Annotated in this window: 17 protein-coding genes and 1 other RNA gene; 16 read left to right on the top strand and 2 right to left on the bottom strand. The window is 35.2% G+C overall.

The genetic code is table 11. The features are described 5' to 3' along the window. Window positions 1-48 precede the first annotated feature (48 nt). From GYM74_RS06120 to GYM74_RS06055, 14 genes are all read left to right on the top strand, one after another. Window positions 49-1,539, top strand: coding sequence for a sugar ABC transporter ATP-binding protein (locus tag GYM74_RS06120; RefSeq protein ID WP_220219595.1), 1,491 nt, complete (start codon window positions 49-51; stop codon window positions 1,537-1,539). Between the two features lie 2 nt (window positions 1,540-1,541). Next, a complete protein-coding gene (locus tag GYM74_RS06115; RefSeq protein ID WP_220219594.1) occupies window positions 1,542-2,558 on the top strand; it encodes an ABC transporter permease in 1,017 nt (338 codons plus the stop codon). Window positions 2,559-2,622: 64 nt separating this feature from the next. Then, entirely contained in the window at window positions 2,623-4,029 is a 1,407-nt protein-coding gene (locus GYM74_RS06110; RefSeq protein ID WP_220219593.1) for a hypothetical protein, read from the top strand. Further along, window positions 4,022-4,909 carry a carbohydrate kinase gene (locus GYM74_RS06105; protein ID WP_220219592.1) on the top strand — a complete coding sequence of 296 codons (888 nt, stop codon included), beginning with the start codon at window positions 4,022-4,024 and terminating at the stop codon, window positions 4,907-4,909. Before GYM74_RS06110 ends, GYM74_RS06105 begins: the two co-directional genes overlap by 8 nt. A gap of 222 nt (window positions 4,910-5,131) precedes the next feature. Then, entirely contained in the window at window positions 5,132-7,057 is a 1,926-nt protein-coding gene (gene thrS, locus GYM74_RS06100) for a threonine--tRNA ligase (protein ID WP_220219591.1), read from the top strand. A gap of 27 nt (window positions 7,058-7,084) precedes the next feature. Continuing rightward, window positions 7,085-7,624: a translation initiation factor IF-3 gene (gene infC, locus GYM74_RS06095; RefSeq protein ID WP_065612958.1), complete on the top strand. Its 540-nt coding sequence runs from the start codon at window positions 7,085-7,087 to the stop codon at window positions 7,622-7,624. 84 nt (window positions 7,625-7,708) lie between these two features. Continuing rightward, on the top strand, window positions 7,709-7,906 hold the full coding sequence (rpmI, locus tag GYM74_RS06090) for a 50S ribosomal protein L35 (protein WP_065557738.1): 198 nt from the start codon (window positions 7,709-7,711) through the stop codon (window positions 7,904-7,906). Window positions 7,907-7,938: 32 nt separating this feature from the next. Further along, window positions 7,939-8,292, top strand: a complete 354-nt coding sequence (rplT, locus tag GYM74_RS06085) for a 50S ribosomal protein L20 (RefSeq protein WP_024496189.1) — start codon at window positions 7,939-7,941, stop codon at window positions 8,290-8,292. A gap of 218 nt (window positions 8,293-8,510) precedes the next feature. Beyond that, window positions 8,511-9,494, top strand: a complete 984-nt coding sequence (gene pheS / locus GYM74_RS06080; protein WP_220219590.1) for a phenylalanine--tRNA ligase subunit alpha — start codon at window positions 8,511-8,513, stop codon at window positions 9,492-9,494. A 16-nt stretch (window positions 9,495-9,510) separates the two neighbouring features. Then, the gene (gene pheT / locus GYM74_RS06075) at window positions 9,511-11,898 is read left to right on the top strand and encodes a phenylalanine--tRNA ligase subunit beta (protein ID WP_220219589.1); all 2,388 of its coding nucleotides are present in this window, start codon (window positions 9,511-9,513) and stop codon (window positions 11,896-11,898) included. A 4-nt stretch (window positions 11,899-11,902) separates the two neighbouring features. Beyond that, the gene (locus tag GYM74_RS06070; protein ID WP_220219588.1) at window positions 11,903-12,196 is read left to right on the top strand and encodes an integration host factor subunit alpha; all 294 of its coding nucleotides are present in this window, start codon (window positions 11,903-11,905) and stop codon (window positions 12,194-12,196) included. A 150-nt stretch (window positions 12,197-12,346) separates the two neighbouring features. Further along, an RNA gene (gene ffs / locus GYM74_RS06065) (signal recognition particle sRNA small type) lies at window positions 12,347-12,442 on the top strand. Between the two features lie 192 nt (window positions 12,443-12,634). After that, a complete protein-coding gene (gene htpX / locus GYM74_RS06060; protein WP_220219587.1) occupies window positions 12,635-13,507 on the top strand; it encodes a protease HtpX in 873 nt (290 codons plus the stop codon). Window positions 13,508-13,618: 111 nt separating this feature from the next. Further along, window positions 13,619-15,562 (top strand): U32 family peptidase, encoded by a 1,944-nt coding sequence (locus tag GYM74_RS06055; RefSeq protein ID WP_220219586.1) that lies wholly within the window; start codon window positions 13,619-13,621, stop codon window positions 15,560-15,562. Window positions 15,563-15,829: 267 nt separating this feature from the next. Here GYM74_RS06055 and GYM74_RS06050 read toward each other — a convergent pair whose 3' ends face one another. Next, window positions 15,830-16,297, bottom strand: a complete 468-nt coding sequence (locus tag GYM74_RS06050) for a hypothetical protein (protein ID WP_220219585.1) — start codon at window positions 16,295-16,297, stop codon at window positions 15,830-15,832. Window positions 16,298-17,423: 1,126 nt separating this feature from the next. Between GYM74_RS06050 and fnr the strand changes: the two genes are divergently transcribed. Together fnr and GYM74_RS06040 are read left to right on the top strand one after the other, a co-directional pair. Next, a complete protein-coding gene (fnr, locus tag GYM74_RS06045) occupies window positions 17,424-18,137 on the top strand; it encodes a fumarate/nitrate reduction transcriptional regulator Fnr (RefSeq protein WP_220219584.1) in 714 nt (237 codons plus the stop codon). Window positions 18,138-18,190: 53 nt separating this feature from the next. Further along, window positions 18,191-19,222 (top strand): YdgH/BhsA/McbA-like domain containing protein, encoded by a 1,032-nt coding sequence (locus GYM74_RS06040; RefSeq protein ID WP_220219583.1) that lies wholly within the window; start codon window positions 18,191-18,193, stop codon window positions 19,220-19,222. A gap of 68 nt (window positions 19,223-19,290) precedes the next feature. Here the strand turns inward: GYM74_RS06040 and hrpA are convergent, their stop codons facing one another. Continuing rightward, complete coding sequence (gene hrpA / locus GYM74_RS06035) at window positions 19,291-23,163, bottom strand: ATP-dependent RNA helicase HrpA (RefSeq protein WP_220219582.1); 3,873 nt, start codon at window positions 23,161-23,163, stop codon at window positions 19,291-19,293. Between the last annotated feature and the right edge of the window lie 71 nt (window positions 23,164-23,234).

Raw genomic sequence — 23,234 nt, 5'->3', positions numbered from 1 at the left:
TCTGCTTAAGCTTTTTCCAGCGATTGCTATCAATAAGGTGATATTACTATGGAACAAGTTGTATTACGACTATCTCATATCGAAAAGAAGTTTGCTGGTGTTCATGCATTAAAAGACATGCATTTTAATTTAAAACAATGTGAAGTGCATGGATTATTAGGCGAAAATGGTGCCGGCAAATCAACATTAATCAAAATTATCGGTGGCATCTATAAACCCGATGCCGGTGAAATTATGATTTACGGTAAAACCGAAATAATTAATGGTATTAAAGATGCGCAATTAAGAGGAATTAATGTCATTCATCAAGAAATTGTATTAGTTCCTTATATTAGTGTATATGAAAACATCTTTTTAGGGCGTGAGCCTAGGACTAAATTAGGTTTTAAAGATCATCGTCAAATGATCGCCAAAGCACAAATCATGATGCAAAGCATGGGGTTAACCATTGATGTATTGCGTCCTGTTCATGAATTAACCATTGCACAACAACAACTTATCGAAATCATTAAAGCCATTTCATTTAATGTGCGCATACTAATTATGGATGAGCCTACTTCTTCTTTAACCGATAAAGAAGTCGCACAGCTTTTTGTAATGATTAAAAAGTTAACCGAACATAACGTTAGTATCATCTATATTTCACACCGTATGGATGAGTTATTTGCTATCACTGACCGAATTACTGTTATACGTGACGGAAGTTATGTCGATACAGTCAATACCAATGAAACCAATATTGATGAATTGGTCAAAATGATGGTCGGTCGTCATTTAAATAATTACTATCAACGACATTATCAATCAAATGGTCAATGCCTATTAGAGGTAAAGAATTTCACTAAGAAAGGGTTTTTTAGTGATGTCAATTTCAAATTGAAGAAAGGAGAAATTTTAGGCTTTTCTGGCCTTATGGGTGCAGGAAGAAGTGAAATCATGCAGGCCATTTTTGGTGCAGACAAATATGATAGTGGAGAAATTTATTTTGATAATAAGCTGGTTAAGATAAATTCTCCTCAAGATGCGATTGATATTGGTATCGCATTAATACCTGAAGATAGGAAAAAACAGGGGCTGATATTATCTCATAGTATAGCATTTAATCTCACACTCACGGTATTACAACAATTTATGCATGGTTGCTTTGTTAATCAACACAAGCAGAAGGAGATGATTCAATACTATATTAAAAAACTCAATATAAAAACGCCAAGTGCTGACAAAATAGTTGGCCAATTAAGTGGTGGTAATCAACAAAAAGTGGTCATAGCCAAATGGTTAGCCACTCACCCTAAAGTCATCATTTTAGACGAACCGACTCGCGGAATAGATATTGGCGCCAAAGCTGAAATCTATCAAATCATCGATGAACTTTGTTCAAGCGGTATAGCCATTATTATGATTTCATCAGAACTACCCGAGATTATCAATATGTGTGACAGAGTTTATGTGGTCGCTAATGGCCAAATCCAAGGTGAACTATCTCATGATGAACTTACACAGGAAAAGATTATGAAATTAGCAACAGGGAGAGCTTAAAAATGGCTAGCCAATCTATCAAACAATCAGATGATACGCTCTATCATCGATCGGTAATAACCAATAATTTTATTATCAGAAGTTTTAAAAATTTCATTACGCATAATATAGGGATATTAATTGCGCTTTTATTGATTAGTGTCATTTTAACTTTTGCAAGCCCTGTATTTCTGACTCAAGAAAATATGTTATCTGTGTTACGACAAGTATCTACCAATATGTGCTTAGCATTAGGAATGACGTTGATCATCATATTAGGTGGAATCGATTTATCGGTGGGGTCTATTGTTGCAATGGCAGGCACGCTGACGGTTGGATTTATCTCAATAGGCGAAATGGGCATCATTCCGGCAATTTTCTTAGGCTTGCTTATCGGTACGCTTTGTGGTGCAGCTAACGGCGTTGCTATTGCTTATACCGGTATTCCGCCCTTTATCGTTACTTTAGCGATGATGATGATCGCACGTGGTGTTGGTTACATTTATAGTGGCGGTCAATCCATTCGCATTTTTGATGAGAGTTTTACTCGCATTGGTACGGGTTATTTGGGAATGATTCCATACCCGGTAATTTATATGTTGGTATTTATTGTCATTATGTTAGTTCTGGTAAATCGTACTCGTTTAGGCACCTATATTTACGCGTTGGGTGGTAATCGTGAAGCAGCAAGATTATCTGGTATTGCTATTAAACGGATTGAAATCGTTGTTTATACCATTGCCGGTTTTTTAGCAGCTTTCGCCGGAATCGTTCTTGCTGCTCGAATGTATTCCGGGCAACCTTCAGTGGCACAAGGATATGAAATGGATGCAATAGCCGCTTGTGTACTTGGCGGCATATCTATGTCAGGCGGAATAGGTCGGATTAGTGGCACCATTTTAGGTGTCATTGTTATCGGTATTATTAATAATGGCTTGAATCTATTAGGTGTCAATTCATTTTGGCAATTGGTTGCCAAAGGCGTAATTATCTTCTTAGCGGTATATGTCGATATGTTAAAACGAAAAAGATCTCAATAAGCCATAAAAAATTGATTTCTTTGCTTATGTGAATAATACCCAATTTAATTAATAGGACAATAAAATGAAAAAATGTACGTTGATGTTAAACAATCCGGACGGTATCTGTCGACATAATGAACCTGTCATTACCCGCCTTTTTTTTAAGCAACAGCCAGTTGATCCTGCTCAAATGAAACTTATCAATGAGCAAGGAGAGGTTGTACCACATCAATTATTCGATATGGTTTATGATCAAACGAATAAATTTATTACGGCTTGTTCCATTGCTTTTATCGTAACTAATTTAAATCAATTGGTTGAAAACTATACGTTGCATTTAGATGCAAACACGCAATCAAATACTTTTACAGGAATAAAACAATTAGCGCCTACATTAGCAGACGGAATTAAAAGATTGGATACCGGGCATTATATTTTAGAATTATGTCGTGGCACGGCTGATGGTACATCATATGGAAAATGGGGGATTCGCTATTTTGCAGCGAAAGCTCAAGGACTCAATTTGATTAAAGATTGCTCTAATGCTATTGGTGGATTTTATGGACCATTTTTTACACCTGCAAATGGCTTAATCAATCCGCCAGAACATACGGTCGTTGAGTGTGAGACAGAAGTTGAAGGTGCGATTTATTGTCGTTATCGATTTAATGGTCAAATACCTAATGGATTAGATCCCGCTTTACGCAATAAATCATTCTCAATTGTGTGGGAATTTTTCTATCAATCACCCTGGTTTAGACGTACTTATTATGTTGATGACTTTGAAACCTATGTTGATGGCATGCCGGTCATAAATAAGATCACTGTGGGCGATGAGTATGAAAGTGGTCAAAATAATTTGGTATTTTCTCGTTTTGCTAGTTACGGCGGCACTTATTATCGACAAGGAGATCGTTATGCCAATATTTTAGCCGATGAAGTTAACCGAATTTTATCCCAACCTCTTGATAAACTTTCTCCAAATGCGAGAAGTTATCGACAGTCAATTGGTGATAACATTAATGCCGTATCGTGGGATTACTTCTGGCGGCTATTTTGTGTGAAAGAGGGTATTTTAAGTGATGAAGAAATAAAAGCGCATGTTGAGACTATTTTGCGTAAAGCACATCATGTTGTTCATAACAGTGAACGTAATAAAGAAATATTATTTGCCAAAGAAATTGATGTTAATCATGTACCAGATCAAACGATTTTTCCTCTTGCTGCAAATAAAACGGCTGAAATTAATCCGGAAACAGGGTATTGTATGGTTTGGTATACAAGCAATATTGTTGGACGTTATCAAATTGTTCAGCGTAAAGATTCCGGTTGGGTGAATTGGGGGACCAATGGTGAAAATGAATACCCAGAATTACCAACTGGATCGACTATATATACTGCATATGATCAATTTGATGATTGGCAAAAGCAAGCCGACAGTATGGAAAAAAACATTGATGTCAAACAAGGACTAATTGAAGATGAATGATGTAAAAGTTGTCGCAATAGGTGAGTTTTTATGGGATTGTTTACCAAATGGCAAAAAAATTGGCGGGGCGGCTGCCAATTTTTGTTACCATGCTAAATCAGCTGGGGCAAATGCTATATTAGTTTCTGCTATTGGAAATGATGAAAACGGTAAAGAATTAAGTAATGAGCTTGAGAAGCTAAAAATTCCACATCAACTCCAAATATCAAACAGTTATCCAACAGGAACGGTATTAGTTGAATTAGATTCAGCAGGGAAACCCACTTATGACATAGTTAATCCTGTTGCGTGGGACGATATCGCCTTAACCGAGCAATTATTAGCGCTTATCAAACAAAATGATTTAGATGCAATCTATTTCGGTAGCTTAATTCAACGCAATCCACACAATCATGAATTACTAAAAGAAATTATTGCGCATCTATCGCCACAAACCAAAATTATTGTTGATATCAATCTACGACAAAATCATTATAATCCTTCAACATTACTTTTGTGTATTGAGCATGCCAATATCTTAAAGTTAAATGATGAAGAATTACCTATTATTTGCCAATTGTTGAAAATAAAATCTGATCCAAAAGAGCTGTTTAATTACCTTAACCAGCATTATCAATTAACGTTATTAATTTATACTTGTGGCAGTGAGGGCAGTCATCTGATCACCCAAAGTGAGCAAAATTATCAACCGGCTGAAAAAATCACAGCGATTGATACTGTTGGTGCCGGTGATTCATTTATGGCAATAAGTAGTATTTTATATTTGAAAGGTAAAGCGTTGCAGGAAATTAATAGTAAAGCAAATCATATAGCTGCTTACGTTTGTACGCAAAGTGGTCCAATGCCAATTTTGCCTGAAGCCTATTTATCTGAATTATAATTTATTATCACGCCTGGCTTTTTTCCCAAATGATTAAAGCTAGGCAATTTCACTTCTACTATGTCTTTTCACTTTATACTTATACGATAAGTTAAAAATCTATTTTTAAATCAAGTTTAAGCCTATTTAAAATGATTATGATAAGTGATAGTATACACGGTCTATTTATTTATGTACGCATGTGCGCTTTCGTGTGGCGCACCACTGTTATAAGGATTTATTATGCCAATTATTACTCTTCCTGACGGAAGCCAACGTCAATTTGATAAACCCGTAACTGTTTTAGAGGTTGCCCAAAGTATTGGTGCCGGACTGGCTAAAGCGTGTATTGCAGGTCGTGTTAATGGTGAACGTAAAGACGCTTGTGATGTTATCGATCACGATGCAACGGTAGCGATTATTACGGCTAAAGATGAAGACGGACTTGAAATCATCCGCCATTCATGTGCGCATTTATTAGGGCATGCTATCAAACAATTATGGCCAGATACTCAAATGGCTATTGGTCCAACAATTGACAATGGCTTTTATTATGATGTCGATTTAGATCACTCTTTGACTCAGGAAGATCTTGATGCATTAGAAAAACGAATGCATGAACTGGCTAAGAAAAATTATGATGTCATTAAAGAAGTCGTGAGCTGGGAACGAGCAAGAGAAGTCTTTTGGGAACGCCGTGAACCGTATAAAATCGCTATTTTAGATGAAAATATTCCAAAAGATTCAACCCCTGCGCTTTATCATCATGAAGAATATATTGATATGTGCCGTGGTCCACATGTACCAAATATGCGTTTTTGCCACCATTTTAAACTACAAAAAGTAGCCGGTGCCTATTGGCGTGGTAATAGCGAAAACAAAATGTTACAACGTATTTATGGTACTGCATGGGCTGATAAAAAACAGCTTGAAAGCTATTTACAGTTTTTAGAAGAAGCGGCAAAACGAGATCACCGTAAAATAGGTAAACAACTAGACCTTTATCATATGCAAGAAGAAGCGCCAGGCATGGTGTTTTGGCATAACGATGGCTGGATTATTTTCCGCGAACTTGAAGTATTTGTGCGTACCAAATTAAAAGAGTATGACTATCAAGAAGTTAAAGGTCCATTTATGATGGATCGGGTTTTATGGGAAAAAACAGGCCATTGGGGTAACTATAAAGAGTTAATGTTTGTTACGTCATCTGAAAATCGTGAATATTGTATCAAACCGATGAACTGTCCGGGACATGTTCAAATTTTCAATCAAGGTTTAAAATCTTATCGCGATTTACCACTAAGAATGGCTGAGTTTGGTAGTTGTCACCGAAACGAACCGTCAGGCTCATTACATGGTTTAATGCGTGTTCGTGGTTTTACTCAGGATGATGCACATATTTTTTGTACTGAAAATCAGATCCGCAGTGAAGTCAATAGCTGTATCAAAATGGTTTATGATACATATAGTACATTTGGCTTTACCGACATTACTGTTAAATTATCAACTCGACCAGAAAAACGAATTGGTAAAGATGAAACATGGGATCTGGCTGAAAAAGATTTAGCAGAGTGCCTAACGGAAAACGGAATTGAATTTGAATATTTACCGGGTGAAGGTGCATTTTATGGTCCAAAAATTGAATTTACCTTACATGATTGCTTAGGCCGTGCATGGCAATGTGGTACTGTTCAACTAGACTTTATGTTACCTGAACGCTTAGATGCGACCTATGTAGGTGAAGATAACGAACGCCATACCCCTGTTATGATCCACCGAGCTATTTTAGGTTCAATGGAACGCTTTATGGGGATTTTAATCGAAGACTGTGCCGGATTCTTCCCAACATGGCTTGCACCGTTACAAGTATCGGTTATGAATATCACCGATAAACAAGCTGATTATGCTAAACAATTAGCCGAGGAATTGCAAAAAGTTGGAATTAGAGCAAAAGCAGACTTGAGAAATGAGAAAATTGGGTTTAAAATTCGTGAGCATACTCTAAAACGTGTTCCATATATGTTTGTCTGTGGTGACAAAGAGATGGAATCTGGTACGATTTCAGTTCGAACTCGTCAAGGTAAAGATCTTGGTAGCTTTGAAGTGAAACATGTTATAGAATTGTTGCTTAACGAAATTCATACTCGTTCATTAGAACAAATGAATTAAAGATAAACTACTTTGGAGGAATGAGATATTAAAGTCAGTAAACGAATTCAGTCAACACGCGCGCATAAAATTAATGATGAAATAACTGCTCGCGAGGTGAGGTTAACCGGCGTTGACGGTGAACAGCTCGGTATTGTTAGCTTAGATGAAGCTTTAAAACAAGCTGAAGAAGCAACATTAGATTTAGTTGAAATAAGCCCTAATGCAGAGCCGCCTGTTTGTCGAATTATGGATTATGGCAAGTTCCTCTATGAAAAGAGTAAAGCAACAAAAGAACAGAAGAAGAAGCAAAAGGTTGTTCAGGTTAAGGAAATTAAATTCCGACCTGGTACAGATGAAGGCGACTATCAGGTAAAACTCCGCAGCCTGATTCGCTTTCTTGAAGATGGCGATAAAGCCAAAGTCACGTTACGTTTTCGTGGACGTGAAATGGCTCACCAACAGTTAGGAACTGAAATGCTTGATCGCATTAAAGAAGACTTAGCTGATTTGGCAATCATTGAATCTTATCCAACTAAGATCGAAGGTCGTCAAATGATTATGGTGCTAGCGCCGAAGAAGAAATAGTGGTTCAACAAGCTAATTTTTAGTTTACTAATCATTACACCATTATTTTATTTTTATTAACAATGCGAAGTGGAAATTATTAAAATGCCTAAAATTAAAACTGTAAAAGGCGCAGCAAAGCGCTTTAAAAAAACAGCTTCTGGTGGCTTCAAGCATAAACAAGCGAACAAAAGCCATATCCTAACTAAAAAATCAACTAAGCGTAAACGTCATTTACGTGGTTTGACTACTGTGTCAAAAGGCGATTTAGGTTTAGTTGTTGCGTGTGTTCCATACGCTTAATTTATTGGTTAATTATTTAGAGGATATAGTTTATGGCTCGTGTTAAACGTGGTGTTATTGCTCGTGCACGTCACAAGAAAATTTTAAAACAAGCAAAAGGTTATTATGGTGCTCGTTCACGTGTATATCGTGTTGCTTTCCAAGCAGTAATCAAAGCAGGACAATATGCTTACCGTGACCGCCGTCAACGTAAACGTCAATTCCGTCAATTATGGATTGTGCGTATCAATGCAGCTGCACGTCAATGTGGTCTTTCTTACAGCCGTTTTATTAATGGATTAAAGAAAGCATCTATTGAAATCGATCGTAAGATCCTTGCAGATATCGCTGTATTTGATAAAAATGCATTTGCTGCATTAGTTGAAAAAGCAAAAGCTGCACTTTAATAGCATTATAAGAGCCGAGTTATCTCGGCTTTTATGTTTATATTGAGAGTAAAATATTTTATTAAGAGTAGATTAAACATGAAATTAGTTATTTTTCGTTTCTTTTTTAGCTTTGTTAACAATCATCGTTCGTGAGGCATAAATAAAAAACGAAAAATAATTATAAAAGCCTCAGAAGAGGCTTTTTTTATGTAATGAACAATAAGCAGGAGAACTGTATGTCTCAATTAGTTGAACTGGTAAACAACGCCAAATCCGCTATTGAAAGTGCTAATGACATTAATACTATCGAACAGATTCGGGTGGAATATTTTGGTAAAAAAGGCTATTTTACAATGCAAATGGCTTCATTACGTGATGTTCCTGCTGATCAGCGCCCGGCTGTCGGTCAAAAAATTAATGATGCCAAACAAGAAGTCGTTGAAATATTAAATCAAAAACGCAGCTTTCTAGAGCGTCAAGCCCTTGATGCAAAATTAGCTAATGAAACAATCGATATCACCTTACCGGGTAAAACGCTTGAATTAGGTGGATTACATCCAGTTACTAAAACAATAAATCGTTTAGTTGAGTTTTTTGGCGAATTGGGATTTGCTGTTGAAACCGGTCCAGAAATTGAAGATGATTATCACAACTTTGATGCATTAAATATTCCTGCTCATCATCCTGCACGTGCCGATCACGATACATTTTGGTTTGATGCAAAACGTTTATTACGTACTCAAACTTCAACGGTACAAATTCGAACAATGGAAAGTCAAAAACCACCGATTCGAATTATTGCACCAGGAAGAACTTACCGTAATGATTATGATCAAACCCATACTCCAATGTTTCATCAAATGGAAGGGCTATTAGTTGATAAAGATATCAGCTTCACACACTTAAAAGGCCTTTTACATGATTTCCTCCATTGCTTTTTTGAAGAAGATATGGAAATACGTTTTAGACCGGGATACTTTCCGTTTACTGAACCGTCTGCCGAAGTCGATATTAAGGCTAAAAATGGTAAATGGCTAGAAGTGCTTGGTTGTGGAATGGTACATCCAAATGTCTTACGTAATGTGGGGATCGACCCAGACGTATATAGTGGTTTTGCCTTTGGTATGGGTATTGAACGGTTAACTATGTTACGTTACGGTGTCACTGATTTACGTTCTTTCTTTGAAAATGATTTACGTTTTTTAAAACAATTTAATTAATTCTGGAGATCAAAACATGAAATTTAGTGAAAGTTGGCTACGTGAATGGATCAATCCAGAAATTAGTAGCGAGATGTTAGCCGATCAATTAACCATGGCAGGATTGGAAGTCGATGATGTTGAAAAAGTTGCCGGTGATTTTTCGGGTGTCGTTGTTGGAAGGGTAGTTGAATGTAAACAACATCCTAATGCCGATAAACTACGTGTAACGAAAGTTGATATTGGCAAACCTGATTTACTGGATATTGTTTGTGGTGCACCAAATTGTCGTCAAGGTTTAACTGTTGCTTGTGCAACCATTGGAGCGGTGCTACCGGGTGATTTTAAAATTAAAGCGGCCAAATTACGTGGCGAACCTTCAGAAGGTATGCTTTGTTCATATTCAGAATTAGGTATTTCTGAAGATCACAATGGTATTATTGAACTGCCTGATGATGCACCTTTAGGACAAGATATCCGTGAATATCTAAACCTTAATGATGTTATGATCGATATTAGTGTTACGCCTAATCGGGCTGATTGTTTTGGTATCATTGGTGTTGCCCGAGATATCTCCGCAGTTAACAATATTTCAATGAAACAGCTCAATATTGATAGTGTTCCAGCTACAATTGCTGATATATTGCCAATTAATATCAATGAACCTAAAGCCGCTCCACGTTATCTTGGCCGAATAATAAAAAACATTGATGTTACTGCAACAACGCCACTTTGGATGAAAGAGAAATTACGTCGTGGTGGCATTCGCTCAATTGATGCGGTTGTTGATATTACTAATTATGTATTATTAGAGCTAGGTCACCCGATGCACGCATTTGATTTGGCACAAATCGATTCAGGCATTATTGTTCGTTATGCTCAGCAAGGTGAAAAACTTGTTTTATTAAACGGTAACGAAGTAAAACTAAATGATAAAACACTTGTTATTGCCGATCATCAGAAAGTATTAGCAATGGCCGGTATTATGGGGGGCGATAAATCGGGCGTAACAAACTCAACCAAAGATATCTTCCTTGAATCAGCATTTTTTGCACCATTGGCAATAACCGGTAAAGCTCGTGAATATGGTTTACACACTGAAGCTTCACATCGTTATGAACGTGGGGTTGATCCGTATTTACAACATGCTGCAATGGAGCGAGCAACTCAGTTGCTTATCGATATTTGTGGTGGTGAGGTAGCGCCTATTGTTGATGTTACTAATCAAAATGAACTACCAACACAAGCAACCATAAAACTGCGTCGTGAAAAGATAGATCGCATTATTGGTTATGCAATTGAAACGCAAAAAATTACTGATATTTTAGTAAGATTGGGCTGCATTGTTGAATATACCAATGATCTTTGGACAGTTACTTCACCAAGTTGGCGTTTTGATTTACAGATTGAAGAAGATCTTGTTGAAGAAGTTGCTCGTATCTATGGATATAACAATATTCCGAATGAGCACATGAAAACTGAATCTGTCATGAAACCGAAACCGGAAAGCCAAATTTCATTGCGTCGAGTGAAAGATTTACTCGTAGATATGGGCTATCAAGAAGCAGTGACCTATAGTTTTGTCGATCCTAAAGTTCAACGAACGCTACACCCGGCTCAGCAAGATATAGTTTTACCTAACCCAATCTCAAGTGAAATGTCAGTAATGCGTTTATCATTATGGTCAGGATTATTAGACGCAGTAGCATATAATCAAAATCGTCAACAATCACGTATTCGTTTATTCGAAACGGGCTTGCGTTTTATACCGGATGAAAAATGTGAGTTTGGTGTTCGTCAAGAATTAATGTTATCCGGTGTTGTAACCGGTAATGTATATGATGAACATTGGGCATTACCTAAACAAAATGTTGATTTTTTTGATGTAAAAGGGGACTTAGAATCTATCTTTTCATTATTAGGTTGTACCGAAGAGATTGAGTTTAAGAAATCTGATCTTGAAGCACTACATCCGGGACAAAGTGCAGCAATTTACATAAACAACGAACTTATCGGACATTTAGGGGTTTTACATCCAGAAATCGAAAAAAAATTATCTTTAAATAGTAAATCGCTTGTTTTTGAAATAAATTTAGCTAAAATTAATGGTAAAGAAGTACCTGTTGCTCAAGACCTTTCTAAGTATCCGTCAAATAAGCGAGATATTGCTATTGTAGTTTCTAACAAAGTTCCAGCAGCAGATATTATTGCTGAGTGTAAGCGTGCCGGTGGCGAGCAACTTATCAAAGTTAGTTTATTTGATGTATATCAAGGTGATAATATCAAAGCTGATCAAAAGAGCCTTGCTATCAGTTTGATTTTACAAGACAAATCACGTACACTTGAAGAAGAAGATATAACAAACATTGTAAGCAAATGCGTTATTGCTTTACAAAATCGTTTCAAAGCCATATTAAGAGAATAATCATATGACATTAACTAAAGCTGATATAGCAGATCGTCTTGCCGAGAAATTTGATATCGATCGTCAAGAAGCTAAAGTCCTTGTTGAACTTTTTTTTGAAGAGATTCGAGTCGCTTTAGAAAAAGGTGAGCCAGTTAAATTATCAGGTTTCGGTAATTTTGCCATACGTGATAAAAATTCACGTCCTGGACGTAATCCTAAAACAGGTGAAAGTGTTGATATTTCAGCTCGTCGAGTGGTTACATTCAGACCTGGCATTAAATTTAGAGAGCGTATAGAAAAAAATCTAACAATTTAATATTGTTGAATTAATTCTATAAGCATTCTTGCAAATAATCGCCTTTCTTTTGTTTAAGGCTTAAGAAAGGCCGATTAGTCTTTTTATTCAAAAAAATAGTTGTAAAATTTCAAATATTCAAGCATAATACTGCCTCTTCTATGGAGGCTCTATGGGTCCTCTTGCAACATTTCTTTGCTCATCAGGTCAGGTCCGGAAGGAAGCAGCCAAAGTAAAAAATATGTGTGTGGGATGTGGCTGATAGAGTCTCCACCCAACCTGTTTAATTTTGAATTTATTTCCTCCTTCATGCATCTAATCATCATTGCATAATAAATCCGCAAATAATTAATTATATTTAAATTTGAAATTAAATCAGTTGTCGCTTTTGACCTTTTTTGAGATCATATAAAAAGCTAATTTAATATATTAATAACAACAATTATTGAGGATATGTTTATGATGCGAGTTGGATTATTTATTCTAACTAACTTAGCTGTTATGTTTGTATTTGGTATCATTTTAAGTTTATTACATGTTGATGCCCATAGTACCTTAGGATTGCTTATCTTTGCTGGCATTTTTGGTTTTGGTGGCTCTTTCATTTCTTTACTATTATCCAAAAAAATCGCTTTAAGTTCTGTTGGGGGGAAAATCATTACTCAGCCAAGAACGGCTCAAGAACAATGGTTAATTGATGTTGTGCGCCGTCAATCATCTGAGCTTAAGCTTAATATGCCCGATGTTGCTATTTACAATGCCTCTGATATCAATGCTTTTGCAACCGGTGCAACCAAAAATAACTCGCTTGTTGCGGTCAGTTCTGGTCTATTAAATTCAATGACTCAAGATGAAGCCGAGGCAGTAATTGGCCATGAAATGAGCCATATAGCCAATGGTGATATGGTAACAATGACTTTGTTACAAGGTGTGCTTAATACTTTTGTGATTTTTATCTCTCGCTTATTATCTTTTGCTGTTTCTCAAGCGCTTAATGAACGTGACAGCAAAGTTCCTTCTCATTTAGTTTATTTCCTAATTGTTATGGTATTTGAAACCATTTTTGGTATTTTAGCGAGTCTTATCGTAATGTGGTTTTCACGTTATAGAGAGTTTAAGGCTGATGCCGGGTCAGCGAAATTAGTCGGCGCAACAAAAATGATCGCTGCTCTTGAAAAATTGAAAGTCAGCCATGAACCAACTGAACAAGCTTCAATCCTCGCATTTTGTATTAATGGTGCTAAAAAGATCAAATTTTCAGAACTGTTTATGTCACATCCACCTTTAGATAAACGTATTGATGCTTTACGTAATCAATCATTTATCGGTTAGTTTTTTACTTAAACGTATATGTTTTCTGAAACTTCTTGGCAAACATGGGTAATGTTCCCAATGTTTGCCAAATTGTATCTGTCCATTATTTACCATTCATGAGACGTAACCATGTTGCATCCTAAAAACGCTACGAATACATTAGAACTACTTAGCCCGGCTAAAAATATCGAAATTGCCAAACAAGCCATTTTACATGGTGCAGATGCTGTATATATTGGTGGGCCTAATTTTGGTGCACGCCATAACGCCGGTAATTCAGTTAGCGATATTGCGCAATTAGTCGAGTTTGCTCATCAGTATTACGCTAAAGTATTTGTCACTTTAAACACCATATTACATGACAATGAGCTAGAGCCGGCAAGGAAACTAATTTGGCAACTATATGATGCAGGCATTGATGCGTTAATTGTACAAGATATGGGGATTTTAAATTTAGATATTCCACCAATCGATTTACATGCCAGTACGCAAATGGATATCCGAACACCGGAGAAAGCAAAATTTTTATCGGATGTTGGTTTTTCTCAAATCGTTTTAGCCAGAGAGCTTAACTTAACCGAAATAGCAACCATTCATCAGCAAATCGATGCCAATATCGAGTTTTTTATTCATGGCTCACTTTGCGTGGCTTTTTCCGGTCAGTGTTATATTTCCCATGCACAAACAGGGCGGAGTGCAAATCGTGGTGATTGTTCTCAAGCATGTCGATTACCTTTCACTTTAAAAGATGATCAAGGGCGAATTGTCGCTTATGAAAAACATCTTTTATCAATGAAAGATAATAATCAGTCAAATAATTTAAAACAGCTTATAGAAGCAGGCGTAAGATCGTTCAAAATAGAAGGGCGGTATAAAGATGTAAGTTACGTCAAAAATATTACGTCATTTTATCGGCAAAAATTAGATGATATCTTATCTAATTCTACCGATTTTTGTCCTGCATCAAGTGGAAAAACTGAACACTTTTTCACCCCCGATCCTGATCGAACATTCCATAGAGGCAGTACCGATTACTTTGTTCGTGGCCGACAGCCAGATATAGGAGCATTTGATTCTCCAAAATTTGTCGGCTTACAAATTGGCGAAATAATTAAAGTAACAAAGCAAAGTATCGACATCAGCACCAGCAAAAACTTAACCAATGGTGATGGGCTTAATGTACTGATTAAGCGTGAAAATTTTGGTTTTCGAGCCGATCGCGTGGAAAAACTATCAACTAATCTTTATCGAGTATTTCCTAATGAAATCCCAAAACCTCTTTTTTCGGTTAAATTGCCCTATGTCATCAATCGCAATTTAGATCACCTATGGCAACAAAATCTACTTAAAGATTCCAGCCAACGCCGTATAGGCTTAACCTTTACATTACGTAATTGCGATAAAGGTATCCAATTAGTCGCTAAAAGTGAAGAGGGGATAAACGTTCAATTAGAGCTCCATGGCGAATTTGATCTTGCCCAACAACCCGAGAAAGCGATAAAAAATATTAAGGATAATTTATCCAAACTTGGACAGACTATTTATTATTTATCGCATTTAGAGATTGAACTTGAAACGGTCTATTTCATTCCTAGTAGCCAACTTAATCAACTAAGACGAGATATTATTACTAATCTCACTACAGCACGATTAGCAAATTATCAACCGAAAAAACGTAAACCCGAAATTCAACCAGCGCCAATATATCCGGAAAATCAGTTAACTTTTTTGGCCAATGTTTACAATCATAAAGCCAGAGAATTTTATAATCAGCATGGCGTGACATTGATTGAAAGTGCTTATGAAGCGCATCAAGTTAAAGATGATGCGCCGTTGATGATTACCAAACATTGTTTACGATTTGCGTTCAATTTATGTCCAAAACAAGCCAAAGGAATTCAGGGCGTTAAAACCAAAGTTACGCCAATGAAATTAGTTCAAAATAACGAAGAATTGATTCTAAAATTCAACTGTAAAGCTTGTGAAATGCAGGTTTGGGGCAAAATCAAAAAGCATATTTTAAAAATGCCATTGCCTGGTAGTGAAGTTATTTTACTGACAAGTAATGATTAACATATTGATAATTATCGGATTATTATTTATTCGATAATTATTATAACCAATCATCTATTTAAGAATTTTAGCGATAAATAGCGAATATAAAAGGTGTCATTTTAGTTCGTAATAATTTCATTATTTAACATAATATACATTATTTGAATTTTAACTATTTGATTTAATTACAATTATTAAATTAAGTGCGTAATAATGGAAAATAGGGGACTTACTAACGTTTTTTTAAAAGAAAACACGCTAAAAAATTTCTATTCATCTGCGAATTTAATTTATTTTTTCAATATGTATTGCTTCTTTCAAATTATCAAATTCATTAAAAATATATTCAACAGTTGAATCAAAAGACATATGGGGAACATATAGATGGATAATAGTTTGGTCATCTGTGAATGTAGCATATTGATTGTCTACGAATATTAATTTGTATTTTTTTGATAAATTTTCATACAATGATTCAAATTTAGATTTATTAAATGTTGCTGAAACAGATAGTAGTATATTTTCATCTTTTGAAAAAATAAGCGTTACTTTTGAGGCATCAAGTGGTAGTTCGCTGTCTTTTATCGTATACATTGGTCCTTTGGAATAATAATTAATTCCATTGTCAATTAAAGTATATTTTTCCTGTGCTTCTTTTAATGTAGTTTTATGAATTTCAAGTCCAAATGGAGCTGGGTTGGCATAAAGTATTGAGCTGAACATTAAAGTAATTATAATTAATATTTTTTTCATTCCTAATTTCCTTTTATTATATGACTTTATAATTTTAGAACGTTTATAAAAGATCGAAATTTTATATCATAGTATAATTATTTTTTAAAGAAAAATGGATGTGGAGAATGATTCTATTTAATAATTTAAGAAAATTAATAGAATCAGATAATTTCTATAAAAAAATAGTTCGCATAATGTTAATGCCGTTAAGTTTAATTCGTAGGCTGTATAATGTTGGCCACCGCAGGTGGCTAACAGTCAAGAATTTAGCATAACGGCAGATTATGCGTACTAATTATGATATTGTTTCTTTCTTTTTGAATTATATTTCCAGCTTTTTGACATCTTATATACGTAGGATGGGTAATCATCCCAAGGATTGGCTATATTACTTCCCCTTGACGGCCTAATTTTTAGTTTATACTGTTTATATTCAATCATGTGAATGCAATAGGCACTTTTTTCTTGTTTAGTGCTGAAATGTTTATGTGACTCACTATGAACATAAGTATAATATTCAATGTCGCCTATACTAGTTTTATGTATACTACGTCTTGAAAATTGTTTTTTTAGTTTTAACATACTTTCTCCTAATTTATTAAATAGTTAGAAGAAAGCCTCCTTATAATAATTCATATATATACCTTATTAATTTTGGGGGGGTTAGAGTTCGGATGTTCAGTGACACCCGAACTTTAACGTGGTTTCCCACGGTAAATAATTTAAATTCAAGAGTAAACAGTAAAATTTATTGCTTATTTTCATGAGCAATTTATTAACTTTTATTTATTATATATTTTACAGCATCATCCAGATAGCTAAATTTAGTCCAGTTGCTGTACGTGAAATTAGAAAAGTTGAAGTTTCTGATTGTCCGATTCCAGATTGGTATCAAATGCCACAAATTTTTAAATTAGTGGCATGATTTGGCCCTTTTCTTATGAATCTATATTAGTGCGCATAATGTATATTATGTTAAATAATGAAATTAGAAGTTAAATAATATCATTTCGTTTTAATCGATACTATCTCCGCAATCTGTCACATCATTTAGTTAAATAAACATGATCGAACAAATTTCGTTTTATCTCAAAATATGGTAACCTTATCACCAAATTTAGAAACCACTCCCCTTAAGGATTGTATGCAAACTATAAATAAGACATTACGTTCAAAAAGTTGTGCTGTACCATGCGAGTTATGCAGTATGGGAGCATTTTGTATTCCAATGTTGCTTAATAATACGTTGGATAGTGTTTTAAAACGTAAGCAATCTTATTTAAAAAATGAAATTCTTATTAAAGCCAAAACACCTTTTACTAAATTCTTTATCATTCATTCCGGTGCATTAAAAACATTTGTTGTAACACCTGAAGGAAATGAACAAATTAATGGCTTTTATTTACCCGGCGATATTGTTGGCTTAGATGCTATTTCAACTAAGGTATATAACAACAATATTCAAGCTTTAAGTAATACTTTGGTTTGTGAACTCAATTATGATGAATTAATGTCGCTATTCCATACTCACAAAAATGTTAGAGATATGGTTTTAAACTTATTGAGTGCTGATATTCATAATTTTCAGAAATTAGTGCTATGTTATTCTCAGAAAAAATCTGATGAACGATTGGCGACTTTTATATACTCTCTTTACACACGTTACGAACAACGAGGCCATTCATCTTTAAACATTAAATTGTCGATGAGTCGTGCTGATATTGCTAATTATTTAGGATTAACCATCGAAACTGTTAGCCGTAATCTATCAAAATTTCAAGAGCAGAATATTTTATCGGCGAAAGGAAAATATATATTTATCAATAACCTAAATGCTCTAATGGATTTGGCTAAATAAATTTTTATTTTTATGCTAAAATTATCAACATATTTATTGTAAGGTCTTTATTTATGACAAGTTTAAAGAAAACATTTATTGCTGCTACACTCGCACTAGTCCCTATCTCTTCGTTTGCTGCCCAGCAACTAAATGAAGAACAAGCAAATAGCATGCAATCATTTAAAAGTATCACTATTCGTGGTGCATTTTATACAGATAGTGATTATATAATGGCTATGTCTAAAGCAGCTGATAAAGAAGGAGCCGCTTCTTTCTATATCACTACAACAAATATAAGCCCTTCAAATGATACATTACGTATAGTTTACGCTAAATTATATAAAGCAGATGCACCTAAAGCGATTGAGAAAGAAGAAAGTCTTCGTCAATTTGAAGGTGTGTATGAATATCCTAAATCAAAAGCTATTCGATTAGAACCTTTTGATATTGTCCGTATTCGTGGCTACTTCCCTACCGATTACGACATCAACCAAGCTATAGCTAAAGAAGCTGCAAGTCATGGCGCTTATGCCTTTTATATCGACTCACGATCAGAATTAGGAAGTAATTTACAAGTTGCAGCTTACTTATTTAAGAAAGATGCGCCGGAGCGTAAACTACAACCGGAAAATGCAATTCCTTATGATTCTGAAGCTGGTCAACAAGCATTAGCTCAAGGTGGTGAAGCCGCTATGCAGGTTGAAAAACCGGGCTATTACTCACCATCATCATTTAATGAAAAATTCTATGCTGAAAAATTCAATAATAAAGTTATTGATAAAACAACAACCACTCAAACAGCGACAACCTCGACTTCAACTCAAACTGCTTCAGCAGTTCCGGTTGAACCGCAACGCGTAAATCGTTACACTGTCACTCTTCCTGATGGTCGTAAAATTCAAGAGCTTAACGATGCTACAGCAGCTAAAATGGTGGCATTTAATACGATCAAGTTCAGAGGATACTATGTGACTGATCAAGAAATTTCTTATCAAGCAGGTAAACGAGCGATTGATGCTGGTGCTAAATATTACCATATAGCGCGAGTTGCTCACGATTCGAATGGACCAAATATCACTGTTTTTGTCGATCTATATCGATAATATCAAAACAAAAATGGGCGCCTGTGCGCCCTACTTTTTCTAACTTAATTTAATATCACCCACGGCTTTTAAAGCTCCGATTTGACCTGATCAATCTGTTGTTTAATTCTTTTGGCTGAGATAGGATAAGGTGTACCAAGTTGTTGAGCAAATAAATTGACTCTTAATTCTTCAATCATCCATCTTATATTTATTACTTGCTGTTGTAATCGTTGATTTTCAGTCAAACTATTTAGCCAATTTTCATATAGATTTTTGACCTCTTCCACTGTATTCATCGCTTGCCTATCTTTTGACGCATTTTGCATTAATTTTTCAATACGCTTTTCAATGGCTAATAAGTAACGATGAATATCATTAAGTCGATGATAGCCCGATTTTGCCACAAATCCTTTATATATCAGATTATTTATTTGTTGTTTGATATCAGATAAAGCAAAAGCTAATGATAAATCAACTCGTCCTTTTAACTTTTTATTGATATTAAAGTGGAGAGTTAAAATAGATTCTACTTGTTTAGCAATATCCACGACGGTTTCATTAATGTGAGCCTTAGTATAATCTAAAAGCTGTTGATATTGTTCCTGATTCTTAATGGTTTGATTATTCTTTTCAATCAGATAATCAACAGCACAAGCTATACAATCATCAATTAGCGATAGAACTGTACCAAATGAATTAAAATATAATCCTAATTTTGATTTATTCGGCAATTTTTCATGCAAATATTTGATTGGTGAAGGAATATTTAATATAAGAAGACGCCTCAACCCCAATTTAGTTAAGCGTTGTTGCTCTTGTTTTGAATCAACCAATTTAATACTGACAGAGTTTTGATTATCTATAATAGTTGGATAAGCTTTAACGACATAATTTTTCTGCTTCGCTTCGTAGATGTGCGGTAGAGTACCAAAGTTCCAGTCAGTTAAATTATCTTGCTCTAATGATATCGATTTTTTTTCGGTTAATGAAGATAATGCTTGTTGTACTTGAGTTTTTAACTGTTCTTTAAGTTTATCTAAATCTTTACCGAAAGCAATTTCCTTATTGTTATCAACAATACGGAAACTCATTTTTAAATAATCCGGGATTTGATCTAGTTGCCAATCTTCATTGGTAATTTTCACTCCAGTCATTTTCCTAAATTCAGTTTCTAAAGTTTCCAGTAATGGTTGATCAGTAGCCCCTACCCGATTTAAAAAAGCTTGAGCATAATTTGGTGCGGGTACCAGATTTTTTCTTAATGATTTAGGTAATGATTTGATTAAAGCTATTACTAGATCTTCTCGAAAACCAGGAACTTGCCAATCGAAACCTCGATTTTTAACTTGATTTAAAATATTAATGGGAATCGTTATTGTGACACCGTCACGTTTATCACCGATATCAAATTGATAACTTAGCGGTAATTTTAATTGGTCTTGATACCAAAAATCAGGAAAATCATTTAAGTTAACTGATTGAGCTGATTGATTAATCAGCATATTCTTCTCAAAATTAAGAAAATCCGGATCCGTTTTTTGCTTAGTTTTCCACCATGAATCAAAATGTTTTGCCGATATCACCGACTTATCAATACGCTGATCATAAAAATTAAATAGCTCATTATCATCAATTAAAATATCTTGACGTCGGGACTTATGTTCAAGATCTTCAACCTCTTCTATTAATTTCTGATTTTGTTTATAAAATTTATGATTGGTTAACCAATCCCCTTCAACAAGAGCATGTCGAATAAACAGGCTACGACTTAAAACCGGATCGATTTTGCTATAATTGACTATTCGGCTTGCAACAATAGGTAGACCAAACAAAGTGACCTTTTCATTAGCAATTGTCGTTCCTTGCTTTTTAGACCACCTTGGTTCACTGTAACTATATTTCACCAAATGTTTAGCGACAGGTTCAATCCATTCCGCTTCGATCTTGGCCGCCGTTCTTCCCCATAAGCGGCTGGTCTCAACTAATTCACTTGCTATACACCATTTAGGCTGATTTTTGAAAATTGCCGAGTTGGGAAAAATAGCAAACTTGATATTGCGAGCGCCAATGTATTCATGTTTTTCCAGCTCTTTCATTCCAACATGTGAAAGTAATCCACATAATAAAGCAACATGCAGCGAACGATAATCAGCTAACTGGCTATTTATCGGAAAAGCTAACTGTTTAATAGTTTGCCTAATTTGAGTATAGACATCTTGCCATTCTCGAATTCGCAGGTAATTTAAAAACTCTTTTTGACAAAGTCGCCTAAATTGATTTCCCGATAATTCATGCTGTTGAGTTTTAATATAATTCCATAAATTGATATATGAAATGAAATCTGACTGTTTATCAGCAAAGCGGCGATGCTTTTCATCAGAAGCTTGTTGTTTATCAAATGGCCGTTCTCTTGGATCTTGAATAGACAAAGCTGCGGTGATAATCATGATCTCTTTAGTACAACCCAACCTTCTTGCTTCAACTAACATTCTGGCTAATCGAGGATCAATGGGTAATTGCGCTAAAATTTTACCGATATCAGTAAGATGATATCGATGATGTTTAGTATAAAGGGCACCAAGTTCTTCTAATAAACGAATACCGTCACGAATATATTTAGAATCCGGCGCCTGAACAAAAGGAAAAGCCGCTATATCGCCCAAACCCAGAGCAGTCATTTGTAAAATAACCGAAGCAAGATTAGTTCGAAGAATTTCCGGCTCTGTAAATTCCGGTCGTGATAGGAAATCTTGTTCATCATATAAACGTATACAGATCCCATCCGATGTTCGGCCACAACGCCCCTTTCGTTGATTTGCTGATGCTTGTGAAATTGGCTCAATAGGTAGACGTTGTACTTTTGTGCGGTAACTATATCGACTAATTCTAGCAAGTCCGGGATCAATCACATATTTAATACCCGGAACCGTCAATGATGTTTCAGCAACATTGGTGGCAAGTACGATTCGTCTTTTCGTATGTGATTGAAATATTCGATTCTGCTCAGAATTTGATAGCCTTGCATAAAGTGGTAATACATCAGTGTGACGAAGTTGCAACTTGTTAAGCGTATCGGCAAGATCTCGAATTTCACGTTCACCGGTTAGGAATATTAAAATATCGCCGTTACTTTCTGCTGAAAGTTCGTCAATAGCATCGATAATTGGCTGAAAATCACTATTTTTTTCAACTTCACTATCGTTATTGTCAAAAATTGGCGGTCTATATCTGACTTCTACCGGGTAGGTTCTACCTGATACTTCAACAACCGGAGCATGATTAAAGTGGTTTGAAAATCGCTCAACATCAATGGTTGCCGAGGTAATAATGACTTTTAAATCGGGTCGCTTAGGTAGTAATTGTTTTAAATAACCTAAGATAAAATCGATATTTAAACTTCTTTCATGTGCTTCATCGATGATGATAGTATCATACTGCAATAAAAGTTTATCTTTTTGAATTTCAGCCAATAAAATGCCGTCAGTCATTAATTTAATTAATGTTGTATCACTTACCTGATCAGAAAATCTTACTTTATAGCCGACTAACTGCCCTATTTCTGTATGTAACTCTTCTGCAATCCGATTAGCGACAGAGCGTGCTGCTAATCGTCGAGGTTGTGTATGGCCTATAAACCCTTTAACACTTAAACCTAACTCTAAACATATTTTGGGAATTTGAGTGGTTTTACCCGATCCGGTTTCGCCGGCAATGATAACAACTTGATTATCTCTTATCGCATTAAAGATATCCTGTCTTTTTTCGACAACCGGTAAATTTTCCGGAAAAACAATCTGTTCTGGAAGCGTTTTGAGCCTGGTTTGGTAATGCAAAACAGCTTGATCAATAAGCGAGTCAATTTCTGCCGTATTTTGATTATGTTTGGCCAGTTTAGAGATTTTAAATTTATCTAAGAAAGTCATCGATTCTAAGAATTTTAATTGCTGCTGAGATAACATAAGGAGTAAAATATAAGAATTATTTTTAATTAAACTAATTATAACAAATTTTATTTATCATTAGGAGTCAA

Origin of the sequence: Gilliamella sp. ESL0405 (assembly GCF_019469205.1) — a bacterium.
Classification (GTDB): domain Bacteria; phylum Pseudomonadota; class Gammaproteobacteria; order Enterobacterales; family Orbaceae; genus Gilliamella.
Note: the sequence above shows the minus strand (reverse complement) of the source record. Positions and strands in the feature narration are given on the sequence as shown.